The organism is Chryseobacterium cucumeris, from assembly GCF_001593385.1.
Classification (GTDB): Bacteria; Bacteroidota; Bacteroidia; order Flavobacteriales; family Weeksellaceae; genus Chryseobacterium; species Chryseobacterium cucumeris.
On sequence record NZ_LUVZ01000012.1, the window covers coordinates 713,909 to 738,740 of the forward strand.

22 protein-coding genes and 1 riboswitch are annotated in these 24,832 nt (G+C 35.9%); of the genes, 16 read left to right on the forward strand and 6 right to left on the reverse strand.

All coding sequences use genetic code 11. The annotated features are described in order from the left end of the window. Positions 1 to 31: 31 nt before the first annotated feature. Both nadD and recJ read right to left on the reverse strand, forming a co-directional pair. Positions 32 to 616, reverse strand: coding sequence for a nicotinate (nicotinamide) nucleotide adenylyltransferase (gene nadD / locus A1704_RS12170; RefSeq protein ID WP_062673671.1), 585 nt, complete (start codon positions 614 to 616; stop codon positions 32 to 34). Positions 617 to 648: 32 nt separating this feature from the next. Next, a complete protein-coding gene (gene recJ, locus A1704_RS12175; RefSeq protein WP_062673673.1) occupies positions 649 to 2,361 on the reverse strand; it encodes a single-stranded-DNA-specific exonuclease RecJ in 1,713 nt (570 codons plus the stop codon). Positions 2,362 to 2,704: 343 nt separating this feature from the next. Here recJ and A1704_RS12180 point away from each other — a divergent pair, with 343 nt between their 5' ends. Then, positions 2,705 to 3,517 carry a M48 family metallopeptidase gene (locus A1704_RS12180; protein ID WP_062673676.1) on the forward strand — a complete coding sequence of 271 codons (813 nt, stop codon included), beginning with the start codon at positions 2,705 to 2,707 and terminating at the stop codon, positions 3,515 to 3,517. Positions 3,518 to 3,598: 81 nt separating this feature from the next. On the opposite strand, the gene A1704_RS12185 is transcribed toward A1704_RS12180, so the two are convergent. After that, a complete protein-coding gene (locus A1704_RS12185; protein ID WP_034694751.1) occupies positions 3,599 to 5,221 on the reverse strand; it encodes an ABC-F family ATP-binding cassette domain-containing protein in 1,623 nt (540 codons plus the stop codon). Positions 5,222 to 5,342: 121 nt separating this feature from the next. Between A1704_RS12185 and smpB the strand changes: the two genes are divergently transcribed. The 5 genes from smpB to A1704_RS12210 all read left to right on the forward strand — a co-directional run bounded on the left by smpB (position 5,343) and on the right by A1704_RS12210 (position 10,074). Continuing rightward, positions 5,343 to 5,801 (forward strand): SsrA-binding protein SmpB, encoded by a 459-nt coding sequence (gene smpB, locus A1704_RS12190; protein WP_034694839.1) that lies wholly within the window; start codon positions 5,343 to 5,345, stop codon positions 5,799 to 5,801. 77 nt (positions 5,802 to 5,878) lie between these two features. Beyond that, positions 5,879 to 7,384, forward strand: coding sequence for an OmpA family protein (locus A1704_RS12195; protein ID WP_062673678.1), 1,506 nt, complete (start codon positions 5,879 to 5,881; stop codon positions 7,382 to 7,384). Positions 7,385 to 7,479: 95 nt separating this feature from the next. Then, positions 7,480 to 8,220 (forward strand): YebC/PmpR family DNA-binding transcriptional regulator, encoded by a 741-nt coding sequence (locus tag A1704_RS12200; RefSeq protein WP_034694756.1) that lies wholly within the window; start codon positions 7,480 to 7,482, stop codon positions 8,218 to 8,220. Positions 8,221 to 8,277: 57 nt separating this feature from the next. Further along, positions 8,278 to 9,102, forward strand: a complete 825-nt coding sequence (locus tag A1704_RS12205; protein ID WP_062673680.1) for a UDP-2,3-diacylglucosamine diphosphatase — start codon at positions 8,278 to 8,280, stop codon at positions 9,100 to 9,102. Then, positions 9,103 to 10,074, forward strand: a complete 972-nt coding sequence (locus A1704_RS12210) for a glycosyltransferase family protein (protein ID WP_062673682.1) — start codon at positions 9,103 to 9,105, stop codon at positions 10,072 to 10,074. On the opposite strand, the gene A1704_RS12215 is transcribed toward A1704_RS12210, so the two are convergent. Then, positions 10,063 to 10,353, reverse strand: a complete 291-nt coding sequence (locus tag A1704_RS12215) for a GNAT family N-acetyltransferase (RefSeq protein ID WP_062673684.1) — start codon at positions 10,351 to 10,353, stop codon at positions 10,063 to 10,065. The genes A1704_RS12210 and A1704_RS12215 overlap by 12 nt on opposite strands. A gap of 156 nt (positions 10,354 to 10,509) precedes the next feature. Next, positions 10,510 to 11,259: an RDD family protein gene (locus A1704_RS12220; RefSeq protein ID WP_062673686.1), complete on the reverse strand. Its 750-nt coding sequence runs from the start codon at positions 11,257 to 11,259 to the stop codon at positions 10,510 to 10,512. A 28-nt stretch (positions 11,260 to 11,287) separates the two neighbouring features. On the opposite strand from A1704_RS12220, the gene A1704_RS12225 reads away from it, so the two are divergent. From A1704_RS12225 to A1704_RS12260, 8 genes are all read left to right on the forward strand, one after another. Next, positions 11,288 to 12,271: a stage II sporulation protein M gene (locus A1704_RS12225; protein ID WP_062673688.1), complete on the forward strand. Its 984-nt coding sequence runs from the start codon at positions 11,288 to 11,290 to the stop codon at positions 12,269 to 12,271. After that, positions 12,255 to 13,217, forward strand: a complete 963-nt coding sequence (locus tag A1704_RS12230) for a DUF4013 domain-containing protein (protein WP_062673691.1) — start codon at positions 12,255 to 12,257, stop codon at positions 13,215 to 13,217. The genes A1704_RS12225 and A1704_RS12230 overlap by 17 nt, the downstream gene beginning before the upstream one ends. Before the next feature lie 5 nt (positions 13,218 to 13,222). Then, on the forward strand, positions 13,223 to 14,014 hold the full coding sequence (locus A1704_RS12235) for a hypothetical protein (protein WP_062673692.1): 792 nt from the start codon (positions 13,223 to 13,225) through the stop codon (positions 14,012 to 14,014). An 11-nt stretch (positions 14,015 to 14,025) separates the two neighbouring features. Continuing rightward, a complete protein-coding gene (locus A1704_RS12240) occupies positions 14,026 to 15,183 on the forward strand; it encodes a hypothetical protein (protein WP_062673694.1) in 1,158 nt (385 codons plus the stop codon). A gap of 113 nt (positions 15,184 to 15,296) precedes the next feature. After that, on the forward strand, positions 15,297 to 16,328 hold the full coding sequence (locus A1704_RS12245; RefSeq protein WP_082798773.1) for an AAA family ATPase: 1,032 nt from the start codon (positions 15,297 to 15,299) through the stop codon (positions 16,326 to 16,328). Positions 16,329 to 16,395: 67 nt separating this feature from the next. Beyond that, positions 16,396 to 17,718 carry a DUF58 domain-containing protein gene (locus tag A1704_RS12250; RefSeq protein ID WP_062673696.1) on the forward strand — a complete coding sequence of 441 codons (1,323 nt, stop codon included), beginning with the start codon at positions 16,396 to 16,398 and terminating at the stop codon, positions 17,716 to 17,718. 29 nt (positions 17,719 to 17,747) lie between these two features. Beyond that, positions 17,748 to 18,686 carry a proline dehydrogenase family protein gene (locus A1704_RS12255; protein WP_062673699.1) on the forward strand — a complete coding sequence of 313 codons (939 nt, stop codon included), beginning with the start codon at positions 17,748 to 17,750 and terminating at the stop codon, positions 18,684 to 18,686. A 75-nt stretch (positions 18,687 to 18,761) separates the two neighbouring features. Beyond that, a complete protein-coding gene (locus A1704_RS12260; protein ID WP_062673700.1) occupies positions 18,762 to 19,181 on the forward strand; it encodes an OsmC family protein in 420 nt (139 codons plus the stop codon). A gap of 77 nt (positions 19,182 to 19,258) precedes the next feature. Here A1704_RS12260 and A1704_RS12265 read toward each other — a convergent pair whose 3' ends face one another. Next, positions 19,259 to 21,874 (reverse strand): MGH1-like glycoside hydrolase domain-containing protein, encoded by a 2,616-nt coding sequence (locus tag A1704_RS12265; protein WP_062673702.1) that lies wholly within the window; start codon positions 21,872 to 21,874, stop codon positions 19,259 to 19,261. A 188-nt stretch (positions 21,875 to 22,062) separates the two neighbouring features. Next, positions 22,063 to 22,169: riboswitch (SAM riboswitch) on the forward strand. A 60-nt stretch (positions 22,170 to 22,229) separates the two neighbouring features. On the opposite strand from A1704_RS12265, the gene A1704_RS12270 reads away from it, so the two are divergent. Continuing rightward, positions 22,230 to 23,168: an alpha/beta fold hydrolase gene (locus A1704_RS12270; protein WP_062673704.1), complete on the forward strand. Its 939-nt coding sequence runs from the start codon at positions 22,230 to 22,232 to the stop codon at positions 23,166 to 23,168. Positions 23,169 to 23,173: 5 nt separating this feature from the next. Further along, positions 23,174 to 24,712 carry an ACT domain-containing protein gene (locus tag A1704_RS12275; protein ID WP_062673706.1) on the forward strand — a complete coding sequence of 513 codons (1,539 nt, stop codon included), beginning with the start codon at positions 23,174 to 23,176 and terminating at the stop codon, positions 24,710 to 24,712. Positions 24,713 to 24,832 lie beyond the last annotated feature (120 nt).

The following is a 24,832-nucleotide window of genomic DNA, read 5'->3' on the forward strand; positions in this document are numbered from 1 at the left end:
AATTTTAGCCTCTCATTTCCACTATGCAAAATTACTTATAAAAACTACTACCATCCAAATATTCAAAAACTTCTGGTGGCAGCATAGGTCTTACATTTTTACCATCCTTTATCATATTACGGATTTCTGTAGCTGAAAGCTCTATTATGGGTGCTTTTACCAGAGAGATATTTTCATGCTGTAAATATTCGGAATCTTTTTTCTCACCTTCAAATACTCTTGGGTAAACAATAATATGATGATTTTTGATCAGGATATCAGCATTTTTCCATTTGTGAAGGCTTTTCAGATTATCTTCTCCCATGATCAGACTGAAAGAATAATCAGGATATTTTTCATGAAGATAAGTTAGCGTATCAATAGTGTAGCTTGGTTTCGGAAGAGAAAATTCCACATTGGAAGCTCTCATATTTGGATAGTTCTTTACCGCAAGTTGTACCATATCAAGCCTGTTATGGTCATTGAGTAAAGATTTTTTGTCTTTAAAAGGATTTTGAGGACTTACTACAAACCAAAGTTCATCCATATCAGAATTTTCCAGAATATAATTAGCCAGAATAAGATGCCCGATATGAATAGGATTGAATGATCCGAAAAATAAACCGATTTTTTTCATTTGTTCAGGTAGCAGATTATAGATACTAGTAATTAATCCCTGAATTTTACATCCTTGATATTAAGATAATGAGTGACATTGCCTTTCCAGTGATTTTCTTCCAGGGTAAAAGCAAGATCAAAGTTTTTATTTTTAAAATCGTCAACAAACTGTCCCAGCTTGAACCCGACACATTCAATATTTCGTCCTGTAGATTCCTGTTTGATATAAAACTTCAGATGATTATTATCTTTTCCCATTGTTTTTACATAGCCGGAAAGTTTCTGATCCGTTAGTGTAAAAATAGGTTTCATATTATGCGGTCCAAATGGAGCCAGTTTTCGGTGGAAATTGATAAACTCTCTGTTGATTTCATCTACTTTAATCTCTGTATCAATCGTAATAGAAGGTTCTTTCTGATGATCTTTGATTTTTTCCGAAACAATTCTTTCAAATTTTTCCTTGAAAGCATCAAATTTATCCTTCTCCATCGAAAGTCCGGCCGCAGCATGGTGTCCCCCGAATTTAAGGAAATATTCAGAACACATATCAAGAGCTTCGTGTACGTCAAAATCAGAAACAGATCTTGCGGAAGCTACCATTTCCCCGTTATTACCATCAGTAAAAACAAGTGTAGGTTTATAATACGTTTCAATAAGTCTTGACGCTACAATACCAATCACTCCTTTATTCCATTCCGGATGATAAACAATAGTAGTATGCTTGGTTTCCTGCTGGGATTCTATGATCTGATTCAGGGCAGAAAGAGTAGAGTTCATATCCAGCTCACGCCTTTCATCATTAAGGTTCATGATATCATTCACAATCTGATTGGCATGTTTCAGATTATCAGAAACCATAAGCTCTACAGCTGCTTTACCATGGGAAATTCTTCCGGCAGCATTAATTTTAGGAGCGATTTCAAAAACAATATTGGAAATTTCAAAATGAGAAAGCTTATCCTCAGGAATCAATAATCTTAAACCAAGATTTCTGGTCTTTCTGAGGGTTTTTAATCCCATTTTAGCCAGAACCCTGTTTTCTCCTGTCATCGAAACAATATCTGCAGCAATGGAGATTGCCAGAAGATCTGTCAGCTCAAATAATTCTGCTTCCGGTAATTTATAAATGGTATTAAGTCCCTGACAAAGTTTAAAACCAACGCCACATCCTGACAATTCCTTGAAAGGATATCTGCAGTCACTTCTTTTAGGATCAAGTACAGCCGCAGCATTAGGAATCTCTTCACCCGGAAGGTGATGGTCACAGATAATAAAATCGATGTCCAGATTACGGGCATAGTTGATCATATCAAGGGCTTTGATTCCACAGTCCAGAGCAATGATTAACGAAAAACCATTTTCTTTGGCGAAATCAATTCCTTCGGTGGAAATTCCATATCCTTCAGAATTTCTATCCGGAATATAATAATCCAGATATTTTTTCTCAACAATTTTGCTGAGATAAAGGTACATCAAAGCAACAGCTGTGGTTCCGTCCACATCATAGTCACCATATACCAATATTTTTTCTCCATTTTCAATGGCGGTGGCAATACGCTCTACAGCCTTTTGCATGTCTGCCATTAAAAACGGATTGTGTATATCGTTAAGGTTGGGTTTGAAGAATTCTCTGGCCTTTTGATAATTGTCAATTCCCCTTAGAACGAGGATTTTAGATTCAAAAGTACCAAAACCAAGTGACGAACTTAGTCTGTCAACAACTTCCTCATCGGGTTCAGGCTTGTAAATCCATTTTTGACTCATTTCACAAAAATAAGGAAAAAAGTTCTAAAAGCATCTTTAAAAATCAGCAAATTAGATTTTAAAATAGGTGGCATAAGAATGAGAAAATTGATACTTGTTAGTTAAATTGATCAGAATAATTATATTTTTTTTCATTTTAAAAATGATCTCTGTAGGAAAATTATATTCATTCAAACTATATGTATCACACGTTTCTATGATTGTTTTGTTTAAAATAAACGGTAAGAACTTTCGGGTTTCTTTCTAATAATAAAAAAATAACATTCAATGCGGATATTAGGAGAATTTTTGACTTAGTAATTGTTAAAAAATGTTATCTTCGTGCTCCAAATTTTAAATGACTATGAAAAAAATTATGCTAAGCCTTATGTCATTTGGGGCTATGTATTCGATCAATGCACAGAAGATTAACCTTGGAAAAGCTGCCGGGATGGTTTCAAATGGCGCAAAAGCCTTAACATTTACCAACGAAGATGCTATTAAATTATCCAAAGAATCAGTAGACTGGATGGATAAAAACAATCCTGTAGCAGGGCCTAAAGATCCATATACTGTGAGACTGAACAGGCTGTTTGGAAAACATAAATCTCAGGATGGTCTGAACCTGAATTATAAAGTTTATAAAGTAAAAGATATCAATGCATTTGCCTGTGCAGACGGAAGTGTACGCGTATTCTCTTCATTAATGGATATCATGACTGATAATGAATTGCTTGCTGTAATCGGACATGAAATTGGCCATGTAAAGAATCAGGATACCAAAGATGCTATGAAATCAGCCTATCTGAAGGCGGCTGCATTAGATGCTGCATCATCAGCTTCGTCAGCCGTAGCTACCCTTAATGAAAGCCAGGTAGGAAAGATGGCGAATGCCTTTTTAGATGCTTCGCACAGTAAAAAGCAGGAGTCTGAAGCAGATACTTATTCATATGACTTTATGAAAGCTAATAAATATGATGTAGTAGGTGCTTATACGGCTTTTAAAAAATTAGCTTTACTTTCAGAAGGAAGTACACAGACTAATTTTGAAAAAATGTTCAACTCTCATCCCGACAGCAACAAAAGAGCAGAATCTATCAAAAAGAAAGCAGAGAAAGAAGGTTTATGGAAAGATCCGGGAACTGTAGCGTTACCCACTGCTAAATTGACGAAATAATTATTTTATTTATTGTTTAAACGAAAATACCTCAAAGCATTGCTTTGAGGTATTTTTATATAAATTTTAATGCTGTTCTGATTAAGAATACATTTTTTCTCTTAATTCTTTTACCTTTTTATCAGCAAGGTATTCGTCATAAGTCATTTCTCTGTCAATGATTCCGGTAGGAGTCAGTTCAATGATTCTGTTACAGACTGTTGAAAGCATTTCGTGGTCATGAGATGCCAGTAAAAGATTTCCTTTGAAGTTAGATAAAGAGTTGTTCAAAGTTGTGATACTCTCAAGGTCTAAGTGGTTGGTAGGTTCATCCAATAAGAGAACATTAGCTTTCTGAAGCATCATTCTACTGAACATACATCTCATTTTTTCACCTCCGGAAAGTACTTTACAAGATTTCAAAGCCTCATCTCCTGAGAACAGCATTCTTCCTAAGAATCCTCTTACGAATTCTTCGTGACGCTCTTCATCGTTCTTTGTAAACTGTCTCAACCAGTCAACCAGGCTTAGGTCTTCCTGGAAGAAGTTGGTGTTGTCCAAAGGCATGTGAGACTGATTGGTAGTAACTCCCCATGCAACCGTACCTTTGTCCGCTTCAACATTTCCAGCCAGAATTTCGAAAAATTCTGTAATGGCTAAAGAGTTTTTGGAAAGTACAGCTACTTTATCTCCTTTTTTAAGATTTAAATCAACATTAGAGAATAATAATTCTCCGTCTTTTGTTTTCTCAAGACCTTTTACATCAAGGATCTGATCTCCTGCTTCTCTCTCCATTTCGAAAATAATAGCAGGATATCTTCTTGAAGAAGGTTTAATATCGTCAATATTTAATTTGTCGATCATTTTCTTTCTTGCAGTGGCCTGTTTTGCCTTAGCAACGTTAGAGCTGAAACGTGCAATGAAATCCTGAAGTTCTTTTTTCTTCTCTTCAGCTTTTTTATTGGCCTGAGCTCTTTGTCTTGTTGCCAATTGAGAAGCCTGGTACCAGAAAGAATAGTTACCTGTATATAGGTTAAGCTTAGAATAATCAAGGTCACCAATGTGGGTACAAACCGTATCAAGGAAGTGACGGTCGTGAGATACAACAATTACCGTGTTTTCATAATCAGCAAGGAAGTCTTCCAGCCATGAGATGGTGTCAATGTCAAGGTCGTTGGTAGGCTCATCCAGAATCAATACATCAGGGTTTCCGAAAAGTGCCTGAGCCAAAAGTACTTTTACTTTGTCTTTGTTCTCAAGTTCACTCATCAGCTGCCAGTGCATATCATCCGTAATTCCTACGTTAGAAAGCATCGTCTGAGCATCAGATTCGGCAGTCCAGCCACCCATCTCATCATAAATTACACCTAATTCTCCGGCTTTAATACCGTCTTCGTCAGAGAAATCTTCCTTTGCGTATAACGCATCCATTTCCTCTTTTATCTCAAATAATTTCTTATTACCTCTTAAAACAGCTTCAAGAACCGTAAATTGATCGTATGCAAAGTGATCCTGCTCCAAAACTGACATTCTTTTCCCTGGTTCCAGAGATACATGCCCTGTTGTAGGATCCTGCTTTCCTGTTAGTATTTTCAGGAATGTAGACTTTCCCGCACCGTTTGCTCCGATGATCCCGTAGCAGTTTCCTTTGGTAAACATAATATTTACCTCGTCAAAAAGAACTCTTTTCCCGAATTGTAAAGATAAGTTAGATACTGTTAACATATAGTTTTGTAAATTTGGCGCAAAAATACGAAAAGAATTTGGGTATTTTGTAATAATATAATAGTCAAGTTTTTAAATGTATGGTATTTTTTATATATTTCATTAACGAAATTTTAAAATGATGAAGATTGAGAAAACAGTTAGCATATTAAATAAGAGAGCCCGTTTTGAATATGAAATTCTCGAAGAATACGAAGCCGGAATGGTTTTGACGGGTACGGAAATAAAATCTTTACGTTCATCCAAAGCATCCATTACAGAATCCTTCTGTCAGTTTATTGATGGGGAATTGTACATCATCAACATGATGATTGATGAGTATAAATTGGGAACTTTTTACAATCATAAAACAAAAAGGGAACGGAAATTGCTCTTGCACAAAAAAGAATTACAAAAACTTGAAAAAAAGTTAAAGGATGCCGGGAACACCATAATACCTTTAAAATTATATATTACTGACCGAGGGAAAGCAAAGGTGCTGATAGCGCTTGGTAGAGGGAAAAAACTTTTCGATAAAAGAGAGGCGATAAAAGATAGAGAAAATAAACGGAACCTCGACAGAATATTAAAGAAAAGTTAAAAATCATTTGAAAAACTTTGTATATAAAGAAAAATTATATTTATTTTGCATTATCAATTATTTAATCATTTAATTCTATGAAAAATCTAAAATTAGGAATTTCAGCATTGGCGCTTACTGTTGCCTCTACTGTTTTCGCACAGACTACCAACAATCCGTGGTTAATCGGAGTTGGTGCTCATGCTGAAAACCACGTAGCAGCAAGAGGTAACTTCAGTAATACGTTCTCTGCTAACAATTTGACAAAAAGTATGTTCAATGTGAACAACTTTTCTATTACACCTCCACTATCTAAGTTAACAGTTGCTAGAAACGTTGGAAAAGGTTTAGTAATTGACTGGCAAACTTCTGTTGGAAATGTTGAAAACAAAAGATTCAACATGGGGAAAGAATTTTTCCTAATGACAGGTCTTGGTTTCCAGGCTCACGCTGCAGGTCTTTTATGGAACGAAGAATCTTGGTTTGATCCATATTTAAGAGTTGGTGCTAACTACTTAAGACATGATTATACAGCTCTTACTTTCCCTAGAACATCTGTTGACGCTAACGGTAACGCAATCGAAACTGTAACAAACGGTAAGGATGGTAACGAAAATGGTAAAGCTAATCACTTTACTGTAGCTACAGGTGCTGGTGCTAACTTCTGGGTAACTAAGAACTTCGGTCTTGGTATTCAGGGAGATTATGTATCAACTCCAGGTGATAAATCTACTGTTGCTAACTTCTGGCAAGCTTCTGCTTCTATCTTATTCAGATTTGGAAACAGAGATAGAGATAAGGATGGTATCCTAGATAAAGATGACCTTTGTCCAGATACTCCAGGTTTACCAGAATTCCAAGGATGTCCTGATACTGACGGTGACGGAGTTCCAGATAAAGACGATCAATGTCCAGAAGTGGCTGGTCCAGTTGAAAACAACGGATGCCCTTGGCCAGATACTGACGGTGACGGTGTAATCGATAAAGATGACGCTTGTCCTACAGTAGCAGGTCCTGCTGAAAACAACGGTTGTCCTTGGCCAGATACTGACGGTGATGGTATCTTAGATAAAGATGATGCTTGTCCTACTGTTCCAGGTCTTCCTGAATACAACGGATGTCCAGCTCCTAAGAAACCAACTGCTGTTGTTGCTACTGAAGCTCTTAAAGATATCTTATTTGATTTCAACAAAGCTACAATCAGACCTCAATCTAATGATAAATTAGACAGTGCTGCTAAGATTATCAAAGATGCTCCAGCTGAAAACTTCGTAGTAGTAGGTATGACAGATGCTAAAGGTGCTGCTGCTTACAACTTGAAACTTTCTAAACAAAGAGCTGCTGCTGTAGTAGGTGCTTTAGAAGCTAGAGGTGTTAACCCTGCAACATTGAAATCTATCGGTATCGGTTCTCAGGAAGCTACTGTTCCTGCAACTGCAAGTGATGCTGAAAGACAACAAGACAGAAAAGTTATCGTAAGAGCTATCTCAGGTGCTGAGTGGGATACTTACAAGAAAAATGACTTAACTGTAGCTAAACCAGCGAAAAAAGCTACTAAAAAAGCTCCAGCTAAGAAAAAAGCTGCTGCTAAAAAGAAAAAATAATTAATTTTTCTAAATAATGAATACCTCCAATTTGATTGGGGGTATTTTTTTTTTGTGGACTTTTGAGTAATTTTGTTGGAAATTTAAAAATTAAAATGGGAAGAGCATTTGAATATAGAAAAGCTTCTAAAATGGCCAGATGGGACAAGATGGCCAAAACATTCTCTAAAATTGGAAAAGATATTGCTTTAGCAGTGAAAGCTGGCGGAACAGATCCGGAATCCAATCCTGCATTGAGAAGATGTATCCAAAACGCAAAAGGGGCGAATATGCCTAAGGATAATGTTGAAAGAGCAATTAAGAAAGCAAGTGGTGCAGATGCAGAAAACTATGAAGAAATCACTTATGAAGGTTATGGGCAAGGTGGTGTTGCTTTTTTTGTAGAATGCACTACGAACAACACTACAAGAACTGTAGCTAATGTAAGAGCTGTTTTCAATAAGTTTGATGGTAACCTTGGGAAAAATGGTGAGCTGGCATTTATCTTCGACAGAAAAGGTATTTTCACAATAGATTTAGCCCAGATTAAAATGGATTGGGATGATTTCGAAATGGAAATGATTGATGGAGGTGCAGAAGATGTGGAAAAGGATGAGGAGGAAGTAATGATCACTACAGCTTTTGAAGATTTCGGTTCTCTATCTCACAAATTGGATGCGCTTGGAATTGAAGCAAAAAGTGCAGAACTTCAGAGAATTCCAAACAATACAAAAGAAGTAAATGCAGAACAGTTCAAGGCTAATATGAAAATGCTTGAGCGTTTCGAAGAAGATGATGACGTGCAAAACGTTTACCACAATATGGAAATCACAGAAGAGCTGATGAACTCTTTATAAAAAATAACATAGCATTCATATACAGTTAATTTTCAATTAGTTTCTTTGTACAAAACTATGAAAAGAAACGTTGAATTAGTTGTTATATCGGATGTTCATTTGGGAACTTATGGATGTAAGGCTAAAGAATTGTTGAGATACCTCAATTCTATCCACCCTAAAACATTAGTTTTAAACGGTGATATTATTGATATCTGGCAGTTTAAAAAGTCTTACTTCCCTAAACCTCATTTGAAGGTAATCAGAAAGGTTATTTCACTGGCTACCAAAAACACAGATGTTTATTACATTACAGGCAATCATGATGAAATGTTCCGTAAGTTCACAGATTTTGAGCTGGGAAAACTTAAAGTCTGTAATAAAATCTGTCTGAACATAGATCAGAAAAAAACCTGGATATTTCACGGTGATGTTTTCGATGCATCCGTCCAGCATTCCAAATGGATCGCCAAACTCGGCGGAAAAGGTTACGACCTCCTTATTATTATCAATAATGTTGTAAATTGGTTCTTAGAAAAAATGGGTAAAGAAAAATACTCGTTTTCCAAAAAGATCAAAAACAATGTGAAAAAAGCAGTAAAATATATCGGTGATTTTGAACTTACTGCTTCTGAGCTGGCCATTGACAATCATTATGATTATGTCGTTTGCGGACATATCCACCAACCGCAGATCCGTGAGGTTGTTAATAAAAAAGGATCCTGTACTTACCTGAATTCCGGTGACTGGATTGAAAATCTGTCCGCTTTAGAATATCATGATAAAGAATGGAAGATTTTTTATTACGATGAGCATAAGCATTTGCTGAAAGATGATGAAGCTGAAGAAATTCCGGACATGGATAATTCTGCTCTTTTAAAAATTGTAACCAACTTTTCCTAAATGAAGGTTTTGTATGCATTCCAGGGTACTGGAAACGGACATGTTGCCCGAGCACAGGAAATTATTCCTCTTCTCAAAAAACATGTGTCTGTTGATACCTTGATCAGTGGGCACCAGTCGCAATTAAAGGCTGATTTTAATATTAATTTTCAACATAGAGGTATTTCTCTTCTTTATAATAAAACAGGCGGTTTATCCTACCGAAAAACATTTACAGAAAATAAATTCTTTGAAGCTGTTAAAACCATCAGAGAACTGGAGCTGTCACAATATGATTTGATTATCAATGATTATGAACCTTTGACAGGTTGGGCTTCCAAACTGAAAAAATTTCCCATGATAGAACTCAGCCATCAGGCTTCCATGAGTTTTGTGGAAACACCCAAACCAGAAAAAAAAGATTTTCTGGGAGAAATGATTTTAAAATATTACGTTCCCAGCCAAAGAAAAATCGGTTTTCATTTTGAAAATTATCATCCGCAGATCAAAAAACCTGTAATCAGGAGAAAGATCAGAAATCTGAACCCTTATAAACAGGGATATTATCTGGTCTATCTTCCCAGTTTTGCAGATGAGAATATCATTAAGGTTTTAAGAAAAATTCCCGTGGAGTGGAAAGTGTTTTCAAAATACAGTAAAGTACAGGTCAAGGTAAAAAATGTGGAAGTATTTCCTATTGATGAAAGCCAGTATCTGAAATACTTTGAAGGCTGCGACGGAATTTTGTGCAATGCAGGTTTTGAAACTCCGGCAGAAGCATTATTTATGGATAAGAAACTATTTGTGATTCCCATCCACAATCAATATGAGCAGGAATGCAATGCATGTGCCCTTGACAAAATGGGAATCCGTAATTCCAAGGTTTTAAATCTTCAGGAAATTATGGAGTGGGTAGCGTCAGATCATCATCTCAGAGTAGATTATCCGGATGATATTGAAGACATCCTTCTTAATGAAGTTTTAATTCTTTAAAAAGATATCATCCACATCACTCATTCTCATCATTACAGATCTTGCATAGGAACAGTGCGGATATACTTTCCAGTTATTTTCTCTGGCAAATTTGATGGCTTCTTCCACTAAAAATTTTCCCATTCCTCTGCCTTCAAATTCGGGATGTACCAATACGAAAGAGATAATGAATTTATGGTCTTCCGGGAAAATAGTATAGGTAAGTCTTCCTACTTCTTTTGTTTCATTATTTAAAGTAAGAACACCGCCATTTCCGGATTTATTGTTTTCAAATTTCATGATTCAGGACTTTATTCTTCTATATACAAAAATTACACCGAGCTTTGCATAAGCAATAAGCAATAAGCAATAAGCAATAAGCAATAAGCAATAAGCAATAAATGTTTTTAAATTGATAACCATTCACTTGCGAAGCAAAATTGACCATAGATCTACCTAATTATCTTTCCCCGTATAATAGTTGTAGTCTTTGATAATCACATTGATAAACTGCCTTTCCGTCATTTTCGTAGGATCTATTTCCAGTTTCAGAATGCTTTTGATTTTTTCGGATAGTTTATTGATGATCTGGCGGTCATCTACTTTCAGAGCTTTGGTGTAATTATCTTTGATGATTCTCATATCATTATCACTCAAAGCAATTACCTGAGGGAAAGAAGGAACATAATTTTCATGGATATTCTCCAGAATTGTATGAGAAATATTAATGTTGTTTTTTAGAGAGATAACGGCCGTTCCGGAAGCAATGTCACCCAAACGCTGATTATTTTTAGAAACAATCATAGAAATAAGTCCTACTACTCCGGCAAATGAAACATCTACAATTCTGAAAACCCACCGGATCATATAATCTGCGAAACTAGCCTGATAACCGTCAATTTTCACTACTTTTATTTTCATGAGTTTTTTACCGGGAGTCTGACCTTCCATTAAACTTTCCAACACAAGAGGATAAATATAAACAGGAAAGGTAAGAACAAGATAGACAGCCCGTATCGACCAGCCGTCAAGACCATCCAGAAGATATCCCAAATCAAGAATATTGAAGAACAGATACAGGATAATAACCACGTAGGCAATTCTGATCAGGAGATCAATAATGAAGGCAAGCATCCTTTCTCCTACGCCTGCAATATTAAAATTAATATTTACATTTTGTGAGGTATTTATCGCAATTTGAGACATATTTTTTATTATTTTAGCCTTAATAATTATGAGAGAAGTTTATTTCATTAAACAAAATAAAGAAAAATGGTTGGGAATCGAACAGGTTATTCAAGGGAAAATAAAAAAAAATCCTGATGACCTGTCCTCATTGTATATAAACCTGATCAATGATCTTTCTTTTGCCCAGACTTATTATCCCAAAAGCAATACTACTGTTTATCTGAACCATTTATCTGCCCAGATTTTTCAGAAAATTTATAAAACAAAAAGAGTAGAGGAGAACAGGCTGGTTTACTTTTTCAAAACTGAAGTTCCGTTGCTGATGTATCAATACCGGAGATATCTGATGTATGCCTTTCTCTTTTTCATTTTGTTTACATCAATAGGAGTGCTTTCTGCCATTTATGATAAAGGCTTTGTGAATATTATACTAGGGGAAGGGTATGTGAATGAAACGATCGAAAATATTAAAAATAATAATGCCGTAGGCGTTTATCAGAGCGGAAGCACTTGGGGAAGCACCATCGGAATTATCTTTAATAATATTCAGGTTGGAGCAAAATTATATATTTACGGAATTGCCGGGGGAGTGGGAACATTGTTCGCATTGCTTTCGAATAGTGTGATGCTGGGAGCTTTTCAATATTTCTTCTATGATTACGGAGCATTGAAAGACAGTGCAAGAGGAATATGGCTTCACGGGGTTTTTGAAATTTTTGCCATGGTAGTAGAAGCGATGTGCGGATTGATTCTGGGCGCGTCTATTTTATTTCCAAGAACATTTTCAAGATTTAACTCGTTTAAAAAAGGATTTAAAGATTCATTTAAAATATTTTTAAGTACTGTCCCTTTCACTATTTGTGCAGGGATTATAGAAGGATATGTCACCAGACATGCATTGAAGATGCCTTTAATTTTAAACCTTATCATCATTTTTGGCTCACTTGCAATTATTGGATACTACTATTTTGTATATCCGTCTGTTGTTTACAAAAAAACTAATAAACACATCAATGATACAATTTTATAAAAAAAGAGATTTTGGAACTTTCATCAGTGACAGTTTCAATTTTTTCAAATTATACGGAAAGAATTATTTCAAAAACTATATTCTGATCAATGGCCTGCTTTTGATCTTAATGGTCACTGTGGTGATTTTCGGGTATAAAGAACTCTTTTCACAGATATTCGGATCTAATCTTGGCGGTGAAACGTATTATTTTGAACAGTATTTTTCAGAAAATTCCGGAATGCTGATCACAGTAGGATTACTGACTTTCCTGCTTTTCATGATCCTGATGATTGTCAATTATCTGTATCCTGTTTTTTATTTAAAAAGAATTGCACAGGGAGCAGAAAAAATAAAGACTGATGAAATTCTCGGCGACTTTAAAAACAATGCCGGAAGAATTGGAAAACTATGTCTGGGAATGATCTTTATCGTTACTCCGGCAATCTTATTTGTAGTAGGTTTTTCTTATATCCTGATTTTTATTATTATCGGATTGTTTTTGATCCTGCTTCTTTATCCAACGATATTTAATTTTACTACCTTTCTGATGTATGATTATTTTAATTCGGACAGAGGTTTCTGGGGAAGCTTGAGCTATGCTTTACGTTCTCAGTTTTCTTACCCGAATGGAAGTGAAAAATCACCATACTGGAAATATTGGGGATCTGCATTTGTGATGTTTATTATTATGTATATGATAACATCTATATTCACATTTATCCCTATGATGTTTTTTTACGGATCACTGCTTACCTCTACACCGGACGGAAATTTTGAACAGAATCCTTTTACCGGAACTGCCGGAATCATTTTTTTTGTATTCTATGGATTTTCTATGTTATTTTCATTTTTTCTTTCAAACCTGATGTATGTGAATGCAGGACTGATGTATTATGACAGCAGAACAGATCTTCACCAGAAAGTAGAATTGGCAGAAATAGATACGATTGGAATCAATGAATAGAATCAATGAATAAAATTATTTTTTTCATACTGCTTTTTTTCTCACTTGGGCTGGTTCATGCTCAGGATGATAATTCCGATTCTGATGATCTGGTAGATTCACTATACACCACCGGACATTACAGAAATATGCTGCGTGCGGATTCTGTGCTGATGAAAAATCCGGTATCGGAGAATGAGGTGTATCCGAAAACATTCAAAGAAAATATTCCGTCAAGATATAAAGGAAATGAATTTGACTATTCCGTATCAAAACCGAGAGAATCTTTCTTTCAAAAGCTGATGCGAAAAATCAATCAGATTATACAGAGTATTTTTGGAGAAACAGCGTTCACTAAATCGGCAGAGCTGACCACGATCATTATTCGTCTGTTTGCAATTATTCTTGTCGGTTTTCTGTTGTATTTTATTATTAAATATATCATGGGAAAAGACGGGAATTTTATTTTTGGTAAAAAAAATAAAAAACTGGATCTCAATGTACAGGAACTTCATGAGAATATCCATGAAATCAATTTCCCTGAAAGTATCGCGAAATTTGAACACGCAGGAGATTATCGTTCCGCAGTTCGGTATCAATTCCTGTTTGTTCTTAAAAAACTGAGTGACAAAAAACTGATCAACTGGAATCCGGAAAAAACCAATAAGGACTATGCCTCAGAGTTAAAAGCTCATCATCTGAAGGGTGACTTCTCCAATCTGTCTTATATTTTTGATTATGTATGGTATGGTGAATTCAGAATTGAAGAAGAGAGCTATCAGAAATTTAAAAATCAGTATCAGGCATTTAAACCATAACTATAGTAACCATGAACAAAACTTTCAAAACATATGCTGTAATTTTCATCATTGTGATGATTATTTTGGCGTTGCTTGAAGTTAACAAAAAAGAAACGACAGACTGGCGGAAGAATTTTGATATCAATGAGAAGTCTCCGTTTGGACTGTTTGTTTTTAATAATGAAGCGAAATATCTTTTTAAAAATAATCTTAAGAAGATTGAACAGGTTCCTTATGAATATTACAGCCAGCACAAAAAGGGAGCTCACAATATTGTAGTCATTGAAAATAACCTTGACGGTGAGTCATGGAAAAAAATTCTGTCTCAGATATCTGAAGGTTCGGATGCATTTCTGATGGTAACCCGCATGCCTAAAGAAATTTCTGATAGTATCGGATATTACGATTCTGAGATCTCTTTTGAAGAAGAAAATGTCCTGAAACTTACCGATAAAAAATTTCAGAATGATTTTATTAAATTAGATAAATTTCCATCGGGCAGAGGATTTTCCTTTATCAAACCTAAAGTGGAAGTACTGGGGAAAACAGTTGAGAAGAAGAATACAGATCAGGCCAATTTTATTAAAGTAAAGTTTGGTAAAGGATATATCTATGCTCATACAGAACCTCTTTTCCTGACGAATTATTATCTTCTGAAACCCGGCAATGTAAAATATGCACAGGATGTGTTTTCATATCTTCAGGATAGAGAAACCCTTTGGTTCGTATCCAACAAAAGTTCTGAATCACGCTTTTTCATGAGATTTATATTGTCAAATCCACCTTTAAAATATGCATGGTGGGTATTTTTAGGAGGACTTATTCTTTTTATCTTTTTTAATGCAAAAAGGAAACAGAGGATAGTTCCTGTAGAAGAGCCATTAAGAAATACTTCCCTGGATTTTGTGAAAAGCATTGGAAATCTGTATCTTCAGGAAGGCGATTTTCATGATATGATGGCCAAGAAGGCACAGTATTTTCTGAACAAAGTGAGAATGGATCTGTTGATAGATACTCAGAATTTAGATGAAGAGTTTGCAAAAAAATTACATCTGAAAACTGGTAAACCCTTAGAAATGATCAGTGAAGCAATAGTACTTATCAAAAAAGCCCAGGATCCTTACGCCAGTGTTATGAAGGAAGATCTTACAAGGATCAATAAGCTCCTTGATGAAATACTTAAATAATATAACAATAGAATAACCTAACCATATAACAGTTTTTCAATGCTAAAATGTCTGTTCGTTAGAACACATATAATTGTAGATAGTCATTGTTAAACTAGCAAATTAAAATTATTATGGAAAACTTTGATAACCCGAATATAGAAAACCAAAGCGCTATCAATCTTAACAAACAGGAAGAGCAATTTCAGTCGAGAATTGATATGATTGAACTTCGTGCGAGTTTAGAGAAAGTAAAATCTGAGATCGGAAAAGTAATTGTAGGACAGGAAAAAATGATTGAACATCTTTTGGCTGCATTACTTTCAAACGGACACGTGCTTATTGAAGGAGTTCCGGGAGTAGCAAAAACAATCACGGCAAAATTATTAGCCAGAACCATTGATGTAGGATTTAGCAGAATTCAGTTTACTCCGGATCTGATGCCTTCCGATATTTTGGGAACTTCTGTATTCAACGTGAAAAACTCAGAATTTGAATTTAAAAAAGGACCTATCTTTTCCAATTTCATACTGATTGATGAGATCAACAGATCGCCGGCAAAAACGCAGTCTGCCCTATTTGAAGTAATGGAAGAAAGGCAGATCACGATGGACGGTACACGGTATGCGATGGGTGAACCTTTCCTTGTTATCGCTACACAAAACCCTATTGAACATGAGGGAACGTACCGGCTTCCGGAAGCTCAGCTGGACCGTTTTCTATTCAAAATCAATGTAGGATATCCTAATCTTGAACAGGAAATTGCGATCATTAAAAATCAGCACGAAAGTAAAAAAGAAGATAAAACAGAAGGAATCAATCGTGTCATCAGTGCAGAGCAGTTGAAAAACTATCAGCATCTGGTAAAAGAAATCATTGTGGAAGCACAGCTGATGGAATATATTGCTAAGATTATCATCAATACCAGAGAAAATCAGTTCTTATATCTGGGGGCTTCTCCAAGAGCTTCACTCGCACTTCTGACAGCTTCCAAAGCGTTTGCTGCACTAAGAGGAAGAGATTTTGTAACCCCTGAAGATATTAAAGAGGCAAGCTATGCTGTTTTAAGGCACAGAGTAATCGTTTCTCCCGAAAGAGAAATGGAAGGTCTTAGCGCAGATGAAATTATCCGCCAGATTTTAGAAGGAATAGAAATACCGAGATAGGGTAGTAGAAAGAGGGGCTTGGATCATCATTCCTAAAACCTTTCATCTGCAACTTGCCGCCTAACCAATGAAAAACTTATACATCAATACACGTTTCTTTTTTACACTCATCGCAGTGGGGATCCTGTATGTCCTTGCATTTTTCTTTCCGGTGATGATGTGGGGAGCCCATCTTGCACTGTTGATCTGTTTTCTTGCAGCAATGGTAGATTTTCTGTTGCTGTTTAATCAAAAGAATGCCTTACAGGTTCAGAGAATTTTGCCTGAAAAATTGTCCAACGGAGATGAGAATTTTGTAAAAATCGATATTAAAAATAATTACAGCTTCACTATAGCCACTAAAATTATTGACGAAATTCCGTTTCAATTTCAAAAGAGAGATTTTCTGATTGAAAAGCAGATCGCTTCTGGAGGCAATACATTTTTTCAATACACATTAGAGCCTAAAGAAAGGGGAGAATATCATTTCGGAGGACTGAATGTGTATGCATCATCACCTTTGGGATTCATCTCAAAAAGATTTATTTTCCAGAAAGATGCTATGCTTCCTGCCTATCCCTCTTTTATTCATCTCCGAAAATATGAGCTGATGGCTATTCAGAGTGAATTTTTATTGGGTGGAATCAAGAAAGTCAGAAAGCTGGGACACACCATGGAGTTTGAGCAGATCAAAGAATATGTTCCCGGAGATGATATCAGAACGATCAACTGGAAAGCAACTTCCAAGACCAACAGACTCATGGTAAACCAGTTTCAGGATGAAAAATCACAGCGTATTTTTATGTTGATCGATAAAGGAAGAACCATGAAAATGCCGTTCAATGGATTAAGTTTACTGGATTATTCCATCAATGCAACCATGGCACTTTCTCATATTATTTTAAGAAAAGGAGACAGAGCGGGAATGATGACTTTTTCCAAGAAAGCTGAAAATAAAATTGCTGCCGATAATAAATCCGGACAGTTGAAGAAAATCTCTGAAGCGCTTTATAATATTAAAACCGATTTCTTCGAGAGTGATTTCAACCGTTTGTATCAGGATGTAAAATATTCCATCAATCAAAGAAGCTTAATTCTGCTTTTTACCAATTTTGAAACTCTTGACGGATTGAACCGACAGTTGAAATATCTTCGCGGAATTGCCAAAAATCACTTGCTGGTAGTGGTATTCTTCAAAAATTCAGAACTGCAGACGTTGATCAACAAAAATCCTGAAAATATGCAGGAAATTTATGATGAAATTATTGCTGAAAAATTTGAATTTGAAAAGAAACTGATCATCCAGGAACTTCGTAAATACGGAATTTATACCGTATATACCCTTCCGGAAAATTTGAATATCGATGTTATCAATAAATATCTGGAGATAAAAGCGAGAGGAATTTTATAAAATATTTTAAATACAAATCAAAAAATAAAATGGAACTAAAAGAAAAGGCAGGTGCGCTGTTGAAAATAGCTGCCTTAAATGAAGGTGCAAAAGAATATATTCTTAACAATCCTGAGCTCTTTAAACTCTTACTGAAAGCAGCTAAAAGATATATAGGAGGCGAAAAAATGGAAGAAGCTATTGCCACTGCTAAAAGAATTAATGATAAAGGACTTCCAACTTCACTAGAGTTTATGGGAGAAAGTACCCGTTCCGTGGAAGAATCAGAATCAGTAACTCAACATTTTTTTGATTTGATTAATAAAGTGAAAGAAGAGAATATCAATTCTATCATTTCTTTGGATTTATCACATATTGGTCTTGCAATTGATAATGATCTTGCTTATAATAATTTAATGTCATTAGCAGAATCAGCTTACAAAAAAGATATTGAAATAGTGATTAGTGCAGAGGGTATTGATAGAACTGATGATATTATTAATACCTTTTGTAAAATATCGCCTGATTTTCCAAATGTTGGAATTACCCTGCAGGCATATTTAAACCGTACTCCAAAAGACCTTGAACGGATATTGAATGAAACACAAGGGAAAATAAGAATTGTAAAAGGTGCTTTTGCTGTTCCTCCGGGACATGCTGTAGAGAGAGGAAAACATTTAGACGATTTATATATTAAATATATTGAAACTCTTTTCCTTAAAAACAGGAAATGTTCTGTTGCTACCCATCATAATATCGTTCAGAATAGAGTTAAAGAGCTCATTGAACAATATGATATTCCAAAATCTAAATATGAATTTGAAATGTTACTGGGAATACAGGAAGATCTGTTGAATGAAATCTATAAAGAAGGTTACCCGTGCAGACAGTATATTGTGTATGGTGATGAATGGTATCTGTACATGTGTAACCGCATTGCAGAAAATCCGGATAATCTTTTTCAGGCTATGGTTGATATCATGTCTTAGCCTGAGGTTTACTCCATAAAGTTTTTTATATTTGAATAAGAATATAAAAAGAAATCTGAAATATAAACCCATACAATGAAAATTACACTCAACAGAATAAACGACGATTTTTTATTTGAATGTACAAACTCACAAGGAAATTCTATCCTTTTAGATAATACTTCCCAGCCGGGAGCCAAAGGAGTTTCCCCAATGGAAAGTGTACTGATGGCTGTAGCAGGCTGCAGCGGAATTGATGTGGTGTCTATTCTGAAGAAGCAACGTCAGGAAATTAAAAGCTTTCAGGCAGAAGTAGAAGGCGAAAGAGTGCAGGTAGAAGATGCAAAACCTTTTAAATCGATTAACGTTAAGTTCCTTTTGGAAGGAGAAATTGATCCTAAAAAAGCATTAAAGGCTGCAGAACTTTCTTTTGAAAAATACTGCTCTGTATCAAAAACGTTAGAACCGAATGTAGAAATCGGATACGAAGTGTATGTGAACGGAGAAAAAATTTAATCTCTTACATAAAATAGTAAAAAGCCGGATGAAACATCCGGCTTTTATATTACTCATTACCAATTCCTCATTGCTTATTAAAAGGTGAGTCTTGGTTTTATCAGTTTTGCCACTGTAGCTGTCCATCCTGTTTGGTGGGAAGCACCCACACCACGGCCATTATCTCCATGAAAATATTCAAAAAATGTAATATAATCTCTGAAGTGTTCATCATAATTGAACTTTGGATTACCTCCGTTGAAAGCTCTTTGTCCATGTTCATCCTTTAAAAATAGAGAGCAAAGCCTTTTACTTATATTTTGAGCCACTTCATCAAGATTTCTTTTATCACCACTTCCTGTTGGGAATTCTACTTTCAGACTGTTTCCATAGTAATAATGGAAACGCTGAAGACTTTCCACAATCAGAAAATTGATTGGAAACCAAATTGGACCGCGCCAGTTACTGTTTCCGCCAAACATACGGCTGTCACTTTCTGCAGGTGTATAGTAGACTATATTTTCAGACCCATGTACAGAGAAGACAAAAGGATTTTCCTCATATACCTTAGACATGGCGCGGATTCCGTAAGAACTCAGGAATTCATTTTCATCAAGCATTCTGGTCAGAACCTTTGTCAGTCTGTTTTTGCGGAGGATACTCATAAGGTGTTTTCGGCCTTGTCCTTCCTCATCCCAGTGAGAAACCAGTTTGGTCAACTCCGGCTTGTTCTTTAAGATCCACTCCATTCGGGTTCTGAAATTCGGCATCTTTTCCAGTAAGCGGTGGTCAACAATCTCAACAGCAAACATAGGAATCAAACCCACAATACTTCTTAATTTTAAAGAAACACTGTCTCCATTTCCTAGCTGTAGGACATCATAGAAGAATCCGTCTTCTTCGTTCCAAAGCCCTTTCGTTCCTTCGCCCAGGTTTTCCATAGCTTCAGCGATATAAAGATAATGCTCAAAAAACTTGATGGCCATATCTTCATATACCTGATAATACTGGGCAAGCTCCATTGCTATACGCATCATATTCAATGCATACATGGCCATCCAGCTTGTTCCGTCTGCCTGTTCAAGATGCTGTCCGTCCTTTAGTTCCATATTCCGGTCAAAAGCTCCGATATTATCGAGACCAAGAAACCCTCCACCAAAGATATTTTTTCCGTTTTTATCCTTTCGGTTCACCCACCAGGTGAAATTAAGAAGCAGTTTCTGGAAAACTTTCTCTAAAAATAATAAATCCGGTTTTCCGTTAGCTTTTTCATCAATTTTGAAAACACGGAAGCATGACCAGGCGTGTACCGGCGGGTTAACGTCACTCATATTCCATTCATAGGCTGGAAGCTGTCCATTAGGATGCATGTACCATTCCTTAGTAAGGAGCAAAAGTTGTCCCTTGGCAAATTCCGCATCAATGATGGAAAACGGAACACAGTGAAATGCCAGATCCCATGTGGCATACCATGGATACTCCCATTTATCGGGCATAGAAATAATATCCTTATTATGGAGATGATTCCATTCCGTATTTCTTACATATTCGTTGAAATTTCTTGGGGCTTCAAAGTTGGGATCACCTTTCAGCCATTTTCCAATATTGTAATGATAGAACTGCTTATTCCAGAGAAGTCCTGCAAAAGCCTGTCTCTGAACATTTCTTTCATCTTCGTTAACGGTATCATTTTGAATTTCTTTATAAAATTCTTCAGCTTCAGCCTGTCGCGTATTGAATATTTCATCAAACTTTTCAAAAGGCTCATCAGCTTCAGCCGGGCATAATCTGAATTCAAAAACTTTGGATTCTCCGGCACCAATAAGCTCATCAATCAGAAAAGAAGCTTTTGTTCCTTTCTTTGCGGGATTAATCGTATTTGCCTGGTGGGTAATAAAATGATTGATACCATCTTTGAAATATGTATTTTCACCTGCAGGAACTCCATAAAGCTTAGAATTATTGGTTTCATTATCACAAAATACGCTTTGTGCATTGGTATTTCGGGAATAAAGTTTTTTAATGGAGATACTGTCGTGTCCAATATTGATACTTCCGTCATGAGAAGCATTAAGCTCTGCCTTATAGGTGTTGTATCCCCATTTCCAGTTATTTCTGAACCATGCTGTAGGTGCCACCACAATAGGTGCTTCATGCTGGCTTCGGTTACAGACCGTTACTCTGGCAAGAATATCATTGTGATCAGCCTTGCAATATTCAATGAAAATATCAAAATATTCATCATTATCGAAAATTCCGGTATCGAAAATTTCATATTCCGGTTCCTTTTTACTGCGTCTTCCGTTTTCTGCAACAAGGTCATCGTAAGGAAATTCATTGATCGGATATTTATACACCATTTTCATATAGCTATGAGTAGGTGTATTATCCAGATAATAAAAGATTTCTTTGATGTCTTCCCCATGATTTCCCTGAGGATTGCTCAACCCAAAGAATCGTTCCTTTACCATTTTGTCTTTCTTGTTCCAGAATGAAAAAGCAAAACACAAAAGCTGCTTTATATCAGAAATTCCGGCAATACCTTCTTCTCCCCATCGGTAGGCATAGCTTTCTGCATTATTATGGTTGGTAAAATTCCAGGCATTCCCGTTCGGGCTATAATCTTCGCGTACATTTCCCCACTGCCGGTTGCTTACATAAGGTCCCCAGTTTTTCCATTTGGTATCTTGTAATCTATCTTTTTCGGCGGTCATATCTCATCACTTTTCCATACGAAGTTAGTTTTTTTGAGAAGTAATTCCAATTTTTTTCATCTGAATAATTATTAATATACTCTTGGAATACTTGTATTTAAGGGCTTTTTTAAATATTAAAATAATTTTTTTTTGAAATTAAAAGAAAAGAACTACCTTTGCACCATTCGTTCATTCAAATATTGAAAATGTTATCAAGAAAGGTTGAGGGATTAGACCCTATGAAACCTTAGCAACCCTTTGCGCAAGCAAAGAAGGTGCTACGTTCTACCAAAGTATTTTGGACAGATAACTCACTGAAGTTCTTTTCAGCCATTTCCTGTGGCATTTTCAATTGTATTAAAATTTAATAGAATTGAAAACAGAACTAAACTATATTAATCTTACGTATCAAACTTATTCCCAAAAGGAATACCATATCCCGTTGAGCTATCAGCTCTTTGGGAAAGATCTGTTTACAGCCCCAGTTATCTTAATCAACCATGCTCTTACCGGAAATTCAAACGTATCCGGAGAAAAAGGCTGGTGGAAACAGCTGGTGGGAAAAAATCAGATTGTTGATACTGATCAATATACCGTTCTGTGCTTCAACATACCAGGAAACGGATATGACGATTTTTTAATTGAAGATTATGAAGACTTTACTCCTTCAGATATCGCAGCGATATTTTTGAAAGGACTTGAAGCGTTACATATCAAAAACTTATATGCCATTATAGGAGGCTCTCTGGGAGGAGGAATTGCCTGGGAAATGCTTTCCAAGCAGCCGGATCTTGCAGAAATATTTATTCCCATAGCCTGTGATTACAGAACACACGACTGGCTTCATGCACAGTGTCTGGTTCAGAAATTTTTATTAAATGATAAAGAAGAACCATTACAGAAAGCGAGAATTCATGCCATGTTGTGCTACAGAACACCGCAGTCGCTCAATGACAGATTTCAAAACCAATATAACCAGGCCAAACAACGCCTGGAATCAGAAGACTGGCTGGTTTATCATGGTAACGCACTAAACGAAAGGTTTAGTTTAAAGAGTTACAAACTGATGAATCATCTCTTGATGAATATAAATGCTGCTGATACAGCACTGGAGAACATACAGGCACGAATGCACATGATCTCCGTAGATACAGACTTATTCTTCCCGGCTTCTGAAATCCGAATGTGCTTTGAAAACTTAAAAGAGAAAAATAAGGATGTGTCTTATCACGAGATCCAATCTATACACGGCCATGATGCCTTCCTAATGGAATATCAACAATTAAATAATATCATTAAAAACATTTTATAGAAGTAATGAAAAATGCTAACGAAATAAAATTTTTGAAGAACAGATCAATCGTCAAATTTGAAGGAGAAGATTTCCTGGGAGAAATCGGTATTGACGGACGAATTTTTAAAGCGCTTACTTTAGCGCGTATCAGTGTAGGCGTAATCTCTCAGCAGGCTGTAGAGAACGGAATTTCTATTCTGGTGCATGAAAATGATGCAGAGAAAGCAGTGGCTTGTCTTATTGATGAATTCGAAGCAGAAAGAAAGTCAGGAAAAGTTTCCCAAATATATAGTATCAATAATGTTTCTGTGATTGGTTTTGTTGCAGAAGATTTCAATAAAGTTTTTGCAGAACTTGCCAGAAACAATGTTTTTCCATTGCTTTTGAACCAGGTAGCAGGAGAAAACAGAGTCAATATCGTAGTGACGTCTTCACAGGATGAAAAAACAAGAAACATCATAGAATCTGAAATTTTCAAAAAGCCAAAGACCGTTCATCTGGCCATTATTGGCCATGGAAACGTAGGGAAAACCTTGATAGAACAAGTACTTGAATCTGCAGAAGAGATTAAAAAACGTAAGAAAATAGACCTTAAAGTCGTTGCGGTAGCCAATTCAAAGAAAATTGCCTTCAACAAAAAAGGATTTGATGCCCATTGGAATGATGAGGTTTTAACAGCAGAGCATCCGTCAAACGTGGAAGAACTGATTAATTTCTCTAATGAAAATCAACTGGAGAACCTGATTGTTGTGGATAACACTGCAAGCAAGGATTTTGTTAAAAACTATCACGCTTTGGCAGAAAACGGGTTTGATCTGGTTTCTTCCAACAAAATTTTCAATACCCTTCCGATTGAAGAATACAGAAAACTAAGATATACGTTGAATAAAAACAACAGACGGTATTTGTATGAAACCAATGTAGGAGCTGGTTTACCGTTAATTGACACCATCAAGTTATTACACCTTTCAGGAGAAAATATCACAAGAATCAAAGGGGTATTCTCAGGAACACTGAGCTATGTTTTCAACAATTTTTCTTTAAGAGGTGATAAATTTTCAACCATCATCAATGAAGCTTTGGAAAAAGGATACACCGAACCGGATCCAAGAGAAGACCTTTCAGGAAATGATGTAGCAAGAAAATTATTGATTCTGGCAAGAGAATTAGACTTAATCAATGAATTTGATGATATCAGCATTCAAAATCTGGTTCCTGAAAATTTACTTGAAGTTTCAAAATCAGAATTCCTTTCAAGACTAGAGGAGCTTGACGAAGAATACCAGAAAATAAAAGAAAACCAGGAACCTGGACATGTATTGAGATATGTAGGTGATCTGCACGGAGATTTACAGAAAGATAAAGGTGAACTGGATGTAAAACTGGTTTCTGTTCCTGCAACTTCAGCATTGGGACAACTGAAAGGTTCAGACTCCATCTTTGAAATCTACACAGAAAGCTATGGAGAAAATCCAATCGTGATTATGGGAGCCGGAGCTGGTGCAAAGGTAACCGCAAGAGGAGTATTCGGAGATATTTTAAGAGTAAGTGAAACAAAATAATATTTAATGTAACAATCTAATAATGTACCAGTTTACCAATAATTGGTGTCGTTATTCTGAGCAAAGCGAAGATTTTAATTGGTACATTGTTAGACTGCTATTTTGGTAAATTAATTAAAA